The sequence below is a fragment of the Streptomyces flavofungini genome (genome assembly GCF_041028215.1).
GTDB lineage: Bacteria > Actinomycetota > Actinomycetes > Streptomycetales > Streptomycetaceae > Streptomyces > Streptomyces flavofungini_B.
Genome location: NZ_JASKYR010000226.1, coordinates 1 through 12,663 on the forward strand (window position 1 = coordinate 1; position 12,663 = coordinate 12,663).

Sequence of the window (12,663 nt, forward strand, 5' to 3'; positions counted from 1 at the left end):
TCCCCATTCTCCCTGGCCGGGCACCGACGACCCCGTGGCGCCCCCGCCGGGCTGTCCCGCCCACGGCTTCGGCCCCGGCGGCCTGCGCCGTCTCTACGGCCCCGAGGCGGAGGCCGACCTGGCGGGCCTGTACGAGAAGCTGCGGGCCGAGCACGGCCCGGTGGCGCCCGTACTGCTCCACAACGACGTGCCGATCTGGGTGGTCCTCGGGCACAGCGAGAACCTCCACATGGCCCGTACGCCCTCGCAGTACACCCGCGACTCGCGCATCTGGCGCGCCGTGCGGGACGGCAGCGCGGGCCCCGACCACCCGCTCGCGCCCGTCTTCACCTGGCAGCCCATGGCCAGCTTCGTCGAGGGCGACGAGCACCAGCGGCTGCGCGGCGCGGTCACCGGCGCCATGTCCGGCATCGACCACCGGGGCGTCCGGCGCTACATCAACCGCTATACGAACCTGCTCCTGAACGACATCTGCCAGGACGGCCGGGCGGACCTGGTCAGCCAGTTCGCCGAGCACCTGCCGATGATGGTGATGTGCCACGTCCTCGGCATGCCCGAGGAGTACAACGAACGCATGGTGCAGTCGGCCCGCGACATGATCCGGGGCACCGAGACCGCCATCGCCAGCAACGCCTACATCATGGAGGTCCTGATGGGCCTCGTGGCACGGCGCCGCGCCCAGCTGGAGGAGGACTTCACCAGCAGCCTCATCGCCCACCCGGCACAGCTCACCGACGACGAGGTGGGCGCCCACCTGCGGCTGGTGCTCATCGCCTCCTACGAAGCCACCGCCAACCTCCTCGCCAACGTCCTGCGGATGGTCCTGACCGACCCGCGCTTCCGCGCCCAGCTCAGCGGCGGGCAGATGACGGTGCCCGAGGCGGTCGAGCAGTCCCTGTGGGACGAGCCGCCCTTCAGCGCCATGCTCGGCTACTTCGCCAAGCAGGACACCCAGCTCGGCGGCCAGCACATCCGGGCGGGCGACGGACTCCTCCTCGGCATCGCGCCGGGCAACGTCGACCCGGTCGTACGTCCCGACCTCGCCGCGAACATGCGGGGCAACCGCTCGCACCTGGCGTTCAGCGGCGGGCCGCACGAGTGTCCGGGGCAGGACCTCGGCCGCGCCATCGCCGACACCGGGGTCGACGCGCTCCTGATGCGCCTGCCCGACGTGGAACTCTCCGTCGAGGAGTCCGCGTTGCGGTGGACGTCCTCGATCCTCTCGCGGCACCTGGTGGAGCTTCCGGTGCAATTCGCGCCCCGGCCGCCGCAGGACGTCATGGCCCGGCCCTCCGCGAACGTGCCCAGGTCGCGCGGCGACTGGCAGGTCTCCTCGCCGCCGGTCAAGCCACCGGCCGCCCCCGCCSGGCGGGCGCGGCGGGCGCGGCGGAATCGGAGGGCTGCGGGGCGTCGGCCGGTTCCGCCTGTTCCAGGAGGACGTGGGCGTTGGTGCCGCTGATGCCGAAGGAGGAGACGCCCGCCCGGCGGGGGCGGCCGGTCTCGGGCCACTCGGTGCGGTCGGTGAGCAGCCGCACGGAGCCCGCGCTCCAGTCGACGTGGCGGGAGGGGTTCGCGGCGTGCAGGGTCTCGGGGAGAACGCCGTGGCGCATCGCCATGACCATCTTGATGACCCCGGCGACACCGGCGGCGGCCTGGGCGTGCCCGATGTTCGACTTGATGGAGCCGAGCAGCAGCGGCCGGTCCCCGGGCCGGTCCTGGCCGTAGGTGGCGAGCAGGGCCTGGGCCTCGATGGGGTCGCCGAGCGGGGTGCCGGTGCCGTGCGCCTCGACGGCGTCCACGTCGGCGGGAGTGAGTCCGGCCGTCTCCAGGGCCTGGCGGATGACGCGCTGCTGCGCGGGTCCGTTGGGGGCGGTGAAGCCGTTGGAGGCGCCGTCCTGGTTGACGGCGGAGCCGCGGATCACGGCGAGGACGGGGTGGCCGTTGCGGCGCGCGTCGGACAGCTTCTCCAGGAGGAGCATGCCCACGCCCTCGGACCAGCCGGTGCCGTCGGCCTCGTCGGAGAAGGCCTTGCAGCGTCCGTCGCCCGCCAGGCCGCCCTGGCGGCTGAACTCCATCAGGGAGCCGGGGGCGGACATGACGTTGACGCCACCGGCCAGGGCCAGGGTGCACTCCCCCGCGCGCAGGGCGTGGGCGGCGGAGTGCAGGGCGACGAGCGAGGAGGAGCAGGCGGTGTCGACGGTGACGGCCGGGCCTTCCAGACCCAGGGTGTACGAGAGGCGGCCCGAGGTGGCGCTGGCGGCGATGCCGGTGCCGATGTCGCCGGTGGCGTCGCCCAGGGAGCGGATCAGCAGGTAGGCGTAGTCCTGGCCGTTGGTGCCGACGAAGACACCGGTGTCGCTGGAGCGCAGCCGCCTGGGGTCGATGCCGGCCCGCTCGATCGCCTCCCAGGAGGTCTCGAGGAGCAGCCGCTGCTGGGGGTCCATGGAGACGGCCTCGCGCGGGGAGACGCCGAAGAATCCGGCGTCGAAGTCGGCGGCCCCGTCGAGGAATCCGCCCTGCTGGCTGACGGAGTGGCCGCGGGCGTCGACCCCGGCCTCCCGCAGCGCGTCCAGGTCCCAGCCGCGGTCGGTGGGGAAGCCGGAGACGGCGTCGGTGCCGTTGGAGACGAGGTCCCACAGGTCCTCGGGCGAGTTGACTCCCCCGGGGTAGCGGCAGCTCATCGCGACGACGGCGATGGGTTCCGAGGCCGCGGCGGCGAGTTCGCGGTTCTGCCGCCTGAGGCGCTCGGTCTCCTTGAGCGAGGCCCGGAGAGCTTCGACTACTTTTTCGCTGGGCGTGGTCATGATGGCTCCGTCAGTCCCGCTCTTCGTCAGTGGTGGCGTTGAGTGCCGCCTGGACCAGGTCGTCGATCTCCATGGCGTCGATCGACACGTCATAGGTGTCGTCGGCGGCGTCGTCGGAGACCGCGCCGTCCTGGTCCGTGCCGGGTGCGGCCGGGGTCTGCCCGGCGAGTTCCAGCAGCTGGTCGAGGAGACCGCTGTCGCGCAGCCGGTCCAGCGGAACACCGGCGAGGACGGCGCGCACGGCGCGTTCGTCGTCGCCCGTGCCGTGGGCACCGGAGGTGCCGACGGGGCCGCTGGGCTGTAGCTGCTGGAGGATGTGCCCGGCGAGGGCGGCGGGGGTGGGGTGGTCGAACACGAGGGTGGCCGACAGGGTGAGGCCGGTGGCGGCGTTGAGCTGGTTGCGCAGCTCGACGGCGCCGAGGGAGTCGAATCCGAGGTCGCGGAAGGCCCGGTCGGGGCCGACCTGGTCGGTGCCGGGGTGCCCGAGGACCTCGGCGGCGCGCTCGCGCACCAGGGTCAGGACGGTCGCGGCGCGGCGCCCCTCGGGGAGCCGGGCCAGCTTCTCGCGCAGGGCCGGTCCCGAACCCTCCGTGTCGCGTGCGCCGCCGGCGGCGGCGGCGGTGAGCGCGGCGTGGGCGGGCATCTCCGCGAGGAGGCTGCTGGGCCGCACGCTGGTGAAGGCGCGGACGAACCGCTCCGGATCCACGTCGGCGACGACGGCGACCGGGTCGCTGCCGGTGACTACCTGACGCAGGGCCAGGACCGCGAGGTCCGGGTCGAGCGGCCGGATGCCGGTGCGCCGGGCGAGGGCGGCGGCACGCTCGCCGCCGGCCATGCCGTCGCCGTCCCAGGCCCCGTACGCCACCGAGGTGCCCGGGAGGCCTTCGGCGCGGCGCCGTTCGGCGAGGGCGTCGAGGACGGCGTTGGCGGCGGCGTAGGTGCCCTGTCCGGGGTTGCCGACGGCGGCGGACGCGGAGGAGAACAGGGCGAACACCTCCGGTTCGTGGGCGCGGGTCAGCTCGTCGAGGAGCAGCGCGGAGGTGACCTTGGCGCGGAACACCGTGGCGAACCGCTCGGGGGTCAGGCCGTCCACCACGCCGTCGTCCAGGACGCCCGCCGTGTGGATGACGCCGGTCAGCGGCGCGTCCTCGGGCAGTTCGGCGAGGACGGCGGCCAGGGCGTCCCGGTCGGCGGTGTCGCAGGCGGTGATGACGGGTTCGGCGCCCAGGGCGCGCAGGTCCGCGGCGAGTTCGGCGGCGCCGGGCGCGTCGGGCCCGCTGCGGCTGAGCAGCAGCAGGCGGCGGGCGCCCGCCCCGGCGAGTCGGCGGGCGGTACGGGCGCCGAGGGCGCCGGTGCCACCGGTGATCAGGACGGTGCCGGTGGGCTGCCAGTCCCGGGGTGTCCCGGGGCGTACGGCGGCCAGGCGGCGGCCGAAGACCGCGCCGGGCCGTACGGCGAGCTGGTCCTCGCCCTCGGGTTCCGCGAGGACGGCGGCGAGCCGTTCGGCGCTCCGCTGGTCGAGGGTGACGGGCAGGTCGACGGTGCCGCCCCAGCGCTGGGGGTGTTCGAGCGCGGCGACCCGGCCGAGTCCGTGGACGGCGGCCTGGAGCGGCGCGGCCACGCTTTCGGCGGGTGAGACGGCGGCGGCGCCACGGGTGAGGCACCACAGCGGGGCGTCGGTGCGGGCGTCGCCGAGCGCCTGGACCAGGGTGGCGGTCAGGGCGGCGCCGAGCGGCGTGCCGTCGGCGGTGAGGCCCGTGCCCGTAGCCCTGCCGTCCTCGTCGGAGGCCGCTCCGGCGGAGGTGTCTCCGGAGGAGGTGTCCCCGGCGAGAGCGAGCAGGGAGACCACGCCCGTGAACGGTCCTGTCACATCGAGGCGTTCGCGGATCTCGGCGGCGAGTGCGGCGCGGTCCTGGCCGGAGACTTCGAGCGGTACGGCGCCGGGGCCGAGGACGCGCAGGATGTGCGCGGTCCACGGGTCGTCGGCGTGCTCGGCGGGCACCACGGCGAGCCAGGTGCCCGCGGGCGCCTTGGCGGTGGTCCGGTTCAGGGGCCGCCAGGCGATGCGCTGGCGCCAGCCGTCCACGGTGGCCTGGTCGCCGTGCTTGCGGCGCCAGTCGCGCAGGGCGGGCAGGACGCGGGAGAGCGCGTCGCCGTCGACGCCGAGCTGCCCGGCCAGGGAGTCGAACTCCTGGTCCTGGACGGCGGCCCAGAACGCCGCGTCCCCGGCGCTTCCCGCGTCCTCCTGCGGCTGGGCGGTGGCCGGAGCCTCGTCGGGCCAGAACCGCTGCCTGCGGAAGGGATAGGTGGGCAGGTCGACGCGGTGGGCGCCGGTGCCCGCGAGGAGCGCCGTCCAGTCGACGGGCTGGCCCGCGGCGTGCAGCCGGGCCACCGCGGTGATCAGTGAACGTTCCTCGTCGCGTCCGGTGCGCAGCGCCGGGACGACCGCCGGGGCGGGGCGGTTCTCGTCGGCCAGGGTGTCGAGGGTGTCCTGGGCGAGGGAGCACAGGACGCCGTCGGGGCCGAGTTCGAGGTAGCGGGTGGCGCCCCGGGCGGCGAGGGTGCGGACACCGTCGCCGAAGCGGACCGCGCGGCGCACGTGCCGCACCCAGTAGCCGGGGTCGCACACCTGCTCGTCGGTGGCCGGTTCCCCGGTGAGGTTCGACACCAGGGGCAGCTTCGGCGGGGTGTACGACACGCTACGGGTGACCCGTTCGAAGTCCTCAAGCATGGCGTCCATGTGCAGTGAGTGAAACGCATGGCTGACCCGCAAACGCCTAGTCTTCCTGCCCAGTGCGGCGAACTCGTCGGCGAGCGCGGTCACCGCGTCCTCGTCGCCGGAGACCACCACGGCCTCCGGGCCGTTGACGGCGGCCAGCGAGAGCCGGTCGGTCAGGCGCGGGGCGACCTCGTCCTCGGTGGCGCGCACGGCCAGCATGGCGCCGCCGGAGGGCAGGGCCTGCATCAGGCGGGCGCGGGCGGCGACCACCCGGCAGGCGTCGGCCAGGGAGAACACCCCGGCCACGTGCGCGGCGGCGATCTCACCGACGGAGTGTCCCGCGAGCAGGTCGGGCCGCACTCCCCAGGACTCGCACAGCCGGTATAGGGCCACACCGAGGGCGAACAGGGCGGGCTGGGTCCATCCTGTGCTGTCCAGGAGGTCCGCCTCCGCGGTGCCCTCCTCGGCGAACATCACCTCGCGCAGCGGGCGTTCGAGCTCCTGGTCGAAGTGGGCGAGCACCTCGTCGAGGGCCGCCGCGAACACCGGGAAGCGGGTGTACAGGACGCGGCCCGCGCCCGCGCGCTGGGAACCCTGGCCGGGGAAGAGGAACGCGGTCCGGCCGCCGGGTGCCGCGCGGCCGCGCAGCACCGCGCCGTCGCCGCGGTCCTCGGCCAGGGCGCCGAGCGCGTCGAGCAGTTCGTCCCGTCCGGCGACGGCGAGCACCGCGCGGTGCTCGAACGCCGAGCGGGTGGTGCCCAGGGAGAGCGCCAGATCGGCCGTGCTCGGCAGCGCCTCGGGGCCCGCCGCGAGCAGCCGCTCACGCAGCCGTGCGGCCTGCTCGGGCAGGGCGTCCGCGCTGGCCGCGGAGAGCGGTACGGGCAGCGGCCGTACGGGGGCGGCCCCGGCGTCCGCGGACGTGCTCGGCACCGTGGGCGGCTGCTCCAGGATGACGTGGGCGTTGGTGCCGCTGGCGCCGAAGGAGGACACGGCGGCGCGGCGCGGGCGTCCGGTCTCGGGCCAGTCGGCGGGCTCGGTCAGGAGCCGTATCGCCTCGGGGTCCCAGGCGACGTGGCTGGAGGGCCGGTCGACGTGCAGGGTGCGCGGCAGTGTGCCGTGCCGCATGGCCAGGACCATCTTGATGACTCCGGCGACGCCGGACGCGGCCTGGCTGTGGCCGATGTTGGACTTCACCGAGCCGAGCAGCAGCGGCTGTCCGGCGTCCCGCTCACGGCCGTAGGTCGCGAGCAGGGCCTGGGCCTCGATGGGGTCGCCCAGGGTGGTGCCGGTGCCGTGCGCCTCCACGGCGTCGACCTCGCGGGCGGCGAGACCGGCGGCGGCGAGCGCCCTGCGGATGACGCGCTGCTGGGCGGGGCCGTTGGGCGCGGTCAGGCCGTTGGACGCGCCGTCCTGGTTGATGGCCGAGCCGCGCAGGACCGCGAGGACCTCGTGGCCGCGGCGGCGCGCCTCGGACAGGCGCTCCACGACGAGCATGCCCACGCCCTCGGCCCAGGCGGTGCCGTCGGCCGCGTCGGAGAAGGGCTTGCAGCGGCCGTCCGGGGAGAGCGCCCCCATCTCGCCGAACTCGACGAAGCCGACCGGCGTCGACATCACCGTGACACCACCGGCCAGGGCGAGCGAGCACTCGCCGCCGCGGATCGCCTGGGCGGCCAGGTGCAGGGCCGTCAGGGACGACGAGCAGGCGGTGTCGACGCTGACGGAGGGGCCCTCAAGACCCAGGGTGTAGGACAGGCGGCCGGAGAGCAGACTCGCCGACTGGGCGGTCTCCACGTGGCCGGCCTGGCCGATGGCGGGGCGGTAGTCGCCGCTGCCGCCGCCGACGAAGACACCGGTGTCACCGCCGCGCAGGGCGGCCGGGTCGATGCCGGCCCGCTCCAGCGCCTCCCAGGCGGCCTGGAGCACGATCCGCTGCTGCGGGTCGATGACCAGGGCCTCGCGCGGGGAGATCCCGAAGAAGGCGGGGTCGAAGTCGGCGACGTCGTAGAGGAATCCGCCCTCGTGGGTGACGCTGCGGCCGCGCCCCTCGCGGTCGCCGTGCAGGAGCCGTTCGAGGTCCCAGCCACGGTCGGTGGGGAAGCCGCCGATGGCGTCGGTCCCGGCGCCGAGCAGCTCCCACAGGTCCTCGGGCGAGCGGACGTCACCCGGGTAGCGGCAGCTCATGCCCACGATGACGATCGGGTCGTCGGCGCCGTTCCCGGCGGCGCGGCGCGCGGCGGTGTCCGCGCCGGTCCCCGTGCCGGGGCCGCCGAGGCCGTCGAGGTCACCGAGGAGTTCGTCCAGGAGGTGTGCGGCCAGGGCGGCGGGCGTCGGGTAGTCGAAGACCAGGGTCGCGGGCAGGGTGAGGCCGGTGGCCGAGCCGAGCCGGTTGCGCAGGTCGACGGCGGTCAGCGAGTCGAAGCCCAGGTCCTTGAAGGCGCTGGTGGCCGGTACCGCGCCCGCGTCGGCATGGCCGAGCACCGGGGCGACCTCGGCGAGCACCAGGTCGAGCAGGGTGCGGGCGCGGTCGGCGCGGTCCAGGGGCCGCAGCCGCTCGCGCAGGCCCGCGGCGGTACCCGCGTCACCGCCCTCGCCGTCCGTGGCGCGCAGGGCCTCGCGCGCCTCGGGCAGCGCGGTGAACAGCCTTCCCGCACGGGTACGGGTGAACGCCGGGGCGAAGCGGTCCCAGGCCACGTCCGCGACGGTCACGGAGGCGGGGCCCGCCGGATCGGCCGCGGCCTCGCCGACCACCGCGGCGAGCGCGGCGAGGGCGTGGCCCGGTTCCATGGCGGGCAGTCCGTTGACACGCAGGTGGGCGGCGAGGCCGTCGGGCCCCGCGCCCTGCCAGGCGCCCCAGGAGACGCAGAGCGCGTTGGCTCCCCGGGCGCGGCGCTCCTGGACCAGGGCGTCCAGGCAGGCCCCTGCGGCGGCACCCCGGCCCTGTCCGCTGACGCCCCACACGGCGGAGATGGAGCCGAAGACGACGAACGCCTGAAGGTCCCGCTCCCCCACGGCGGCCGTCAGCGCGTCGTGAGCGGCGCGCACGGCGGCCACGGAGGGCTCGTCGGTGCCCCCGGTGTCGCCGGTGTGGACGACGGCGGTGAGCGGACGGTCCACGGGCAGCGCGGCGACGGCTTCGGCGAGCGGGCCCGCGTCGGCCGGGTCGGTGTGCGTGACCAGCGTGAGGACGGCACCGGCGGCCTCGACCTCGGCGCGCAGCTCCTCGTGCGCCGCGTCCGCCGGGTCGGCGGGACCGGCGAGCAGCACGCCGGTGGCGCCGTGCGTGGCGAGCCAGCGGGCGACATGGCCGCCGAAGCCCTCCGGGCCTCCGGTGACCAGGACGGTTCCGGAGGGGCGCCAGACGGCGTCGGGGTGCTGGGCGGCGGCCCGGGTCAGGCGGCGTCCGAAGGCGCCGGAGGCGCGCAGCGCCACCTGGTCCTCGACCGGGGCCTCACCGGCCGCGGGGGCGAGTACGGCACGCAGGCGGTCGGCGGTGCGGGCGTCGGCGACGTGGTCGACGTCGATGAGCCCGCCCCAGCGCTCCGGCTCCTCCAGGGCCAGGACCCGGCCCAGCCCCCAGAGCGCGGCGCTCGCGGGGTCGGCCGCCGGGTCGGAACGGCCCACCCGTACCGCGCCTCGGGTGACGCACCACAGCGGGGCGTCGATCCCGGCGGTGGCGAGCAGCCGCAGCAGGGCGTCGGGGCGTGCCGAGACATCGGCGGCGTCCATGGCGGTCCCGGCAGTCACGGCGACGACACCCGCGTACGTGGTCCCGTCGGCCGCCGCTTCGAGACGCGCGGCGGCGTCCTTGTCACCGGCCGGGACGGCCAGGCGTACCGCGTCCTCGCCGAGCGCACCGCCGAGCGCCCCGGCGAGGGCCTCCGCCCACGGGTCGCCGTCGAGCGCGGCCGGGGTCAGGACCAGCCACGGCCCGGTGGCGGACTCGGCGGGGGTGGTGCCGGTGAGGGGCTGCCAGGTCACCCGGTAGCGCCAGCCGTCCACCAGGGAACGCTCGGACAGGCCGCGGCGCCAGGTCGACAGGGCGGGCAGCACACCGGAGAGGAGGGTGTCGTCCAGGTCGAGAGTGGTGGACAGGGCCTCCAGGTCCTGCCGCTCCACCGCCGCCCAGAACACGGCGTCCACCGGGTCCTGACCGGCGCCCGCACCTGTGCCCGACGCGGGCTCGGGCCAGTAGTGCTCGTGCTGCCAGGCGTAGGTGGGCAGTTCGGTGCGGCGGGCGCCGGTGCCGTGGAACCAGGCGGCCCAGTCGACACCGACTCCGGCCGCGTGCAGCCGGGCGAGGGCGGTGAGCAGGGCGCGCTCCTCGTCGCGGTCCTTGCGCAGCGCGGGGACGACGGGGCCGCTGTGGGCGCCGGTCGCGCCGTCCGCCGCCTCGTCGAGCACGCGGGCGGCCAGGCCGGTCAGCACACCGTCGGGGCCGATCTCCAGGAAGGCGTCGGCACCGGCTCCCGCGAGGGCCCGTACGCCGTCGGAGAACCGGACGGTCTCGCGGACATGCCGGGCCCAGTACTCGGCGGTGGTGAGCTGGCCCGGCTCGGCGAGGGTGCCGGTGACGTTGGAGACGACTGGGATACGCGGTTCGGCGTACGCCAGGCCCTCCGCGACGCGGCGGAACTCCGCGAGCATCGGCTCCATCAGCGGCGAGTGGAAGGCGTGGCTGACCGACAGACGCTGGGTCTTGCGGCCCTCCGCCGCGAACGCGGCGGCCAGGGCCAGGATGTCGTCCTCATCGCCGGACAGGACCACGGAGTCGGCGCCGTTGACGGCGGCCAGGGCGACACCCTCCGTCAGCCGCGGCGCGACCTCGGCCTCGGTCGCCTGCACGGCCACCATCGCGCCCCCCGCGGGCAGTTCCTGCATCAGCCGGGCACGGGCGGCTACCAGCGTGCACGCGTCCTCCAGCGAGAACACCCCGGCCACATGCGCGGCCGCGATCTCACCGATGGAGTGACCAGCGACGAACTCCGGAGCCACACCCCACGACTCGACGAGGCGGTACAGCGCCACCTCGACCGCGAACAGCGCGGGCTGGGTGTACCCGGTGCTGTCCAGAAGTGCGGCCTCCTCGGTGCCCTCCGCCGCGAACAGCACCTCGCGCAGCGGCCGTTCGAGGTCGGTGTCGAGGCGGGCCGCCACGGCGTCGAGGGCCTCGGCGAAGACCGGGAACCGCGCGTACAGCTCACGCCCCATGCCGAGGCGCTGGGATCCCTGGCCGGAGAAGAGGACGGCGAGCCTGCGCTCGGCGGCCTGGTCGCGGACGGTGTCCACCGTCTCGCCCCCGTCCGTCACAAGCAGCACCGCGCGGTGGGCGAAGGCGGAGCGGCCGACGGCCAGGCTGTAGGCGGTGTCGAGGGCGGGGACCTCGGGCCGCGCCCGTGTGAAGGAGGTCAGCCGTGCGTCCTGGGCGGCGAGGGCCGCCTCGGAGCGGGCGGAGAGCAGCCACGGCACGAGGGCCGGGGTGGCCTCGGGCCCCACCGGGGCCTGCGGCTCGGCCGCCCGCACCGGCTGTTCGAGGATGACGTGGGCGTTGGTGCCGCTCACGCCGAAGGCGGAGACACCGGCGCGGCGCGGACGGCCCGCGTCGGGCCACTCCCGGTGCTCGCGCAGCAGCTCCACCGTGCCGCCGCTCCAGTCGACGTGCGAGGACGGGGCGTCCACGTGCAGGGTGCGCGGGAGTTCCCCGCGGCCGAGCGCGAGGACGGTCTTGATGACACCGGCGACGCCCGCGGCGGCCTGGGTGTGGCCCAGGTTGGACTTGACCGTGCCGAGCAGCAGCGGGTGCCGGGGGTCGCGCTCCCGGCCGTAGGCGGCGATCAGCGCGTGCGCCTCGATCGGGTCGCCCAGGGTGGTGCCGGTGCCGTGCGCCTCGACGGCGTCGACGTCGGCCGGGGTGAGGCGGGCGTCGGCCAGGGCCTGGCGGATGACCCGCTGCTGGGCGCGGCCGTTGGGGGCGGTCAGGCCGTTGGAGGCGCCGTCCTGGTTGACGGCGGAGCCGCGCAGGACCGCCAGGACGGGGTGGCCGTTGCGGCGGGCGTCGGACAGCCGCTCAAGGACCAGGACGCCCGCGCCCTCGGACCAGGCGGTGCCGTCGGCGGAGTCGGCGAAGGCCTTGCAGCGGCCGTCGCCCGCGAGGCCGCCCTGCGCGGTGAACTCCACGAAGGCGTCGGGGCTCGACATCACCGACACGCCGCCCGCGAGGACCAGGGAGCACTCGCCGGAGCGCAGCGCGCCCGCGCCCATGTGCAGGGCGACCAGGGCGGAGGAGCAGGCGGTGTCGACGGTGACGGCCGGGCCCTCCAGACCCAGGGTGTAGGACAGGCGGCCGGACATCACGCTGGCGGTGGTGCCGGTGGCGGCGTGGCCCTGCACGTCGGTGGTGCCGCGCCGCAGCATGGTGGCGTAGTCCTGGCCGTTGGTGCCGACGAAGACACCGGTGGCACTGGAGCGCAGGCTCTGCGGGTCGATGCCCGCCCGCTCCAGGGCCTCCCAGGAGGTTTCGAGCAGGAGCCGCTGCTGCGGGTCCATGGCCAGGGCCTCGCGCGGGGAGATGCCGAAGAAGGGGGCGTCGAAGAGGCCCGCGCCTTCGAGGAAGCCGCCCTCCAGGGTGGCGGAGCCGCCCCGGGCGAGGGCGTCCAGGTCCCAGCCGCGGTCGGCGGGGAAGCCGGAGATCGCGTCGCGGCCCTCGGCAAGCAGGTGCCACAGGTCCTCGGGCGAGGCGACGCCGCCGGGGAAGCGGCAGCCCATGCCGACGACGACCACCGGGTCCTCGTCCGTGGCGCGTGCCGCGCCCGCGCCCGTGCCGTCCGACGCGGCCGGTTCCGGCAGTTCGCCCAGGAGCTCGGTGAGCAGGTGGGCGGCCAGGTCGCGGGTGGTCGGGTGGTCGTAGACGAGGGTGGCGGGCAGCCGCAGGCCGGTGGTGGCGGTCAGGGTGTTGCGCAGTTCGACGGTGGTGAGCGAGTCGAAGCCGAGGTCGGTGAAGGCCTGGTCGGGTTCGACGGCGGCCGGGTCGGGGTGGCCGAGGACGGCGGCGACCTGGGCGCGCAGGAAGTCCAGCACGTACCGCTCGCGGGCCGCTCCGGCCAGCGCCGCCAGGTKGCGGCGCTGTCGTCGCGGAGTTCGGGC

1 protein-coding gene and 2 pseudogenes are annotated in these 12,663 nt (G+C 75.7%); 1 reads left to right on the forward strand and 2 read right to left on the reverse strand.

The genetic code is table 11. The annotated features are described in order from the left end of the window. The coding region (locus AB8Z36_RS17400) for a cytochrome P450 (protein ID WP_369214231.1) at positions 1-1,459 on the forward strand (1,459 nt) is incomplete at its 5' end. Here AB8Z36_RS17400 and AB8Z36_RS17405 read toward each other — a convergent pair. Continuing rightward, positions 1,377-2,804, reverse strand: a pseudogene (locus AB8Z36_RS17405) (type I polyketide synthase); the annotation flags it as partial. The gene AB8Z36_RS17400 and the pseudogene AB8Z36_RS17405 sit on opposite strands and share 83 nt — an antisense overlap. 10 nt (positions 2,805-2,814) lie before the next feature. After that, positions 2,815-12,609: pseudogene (locus tag AB8Z36_RS17410) on the reverse strand (type I polyketide synthase); the annotation flags it as partial. Between the last annotated feature and the right edge of the window lie 54 nt (positions 12,610-12,663).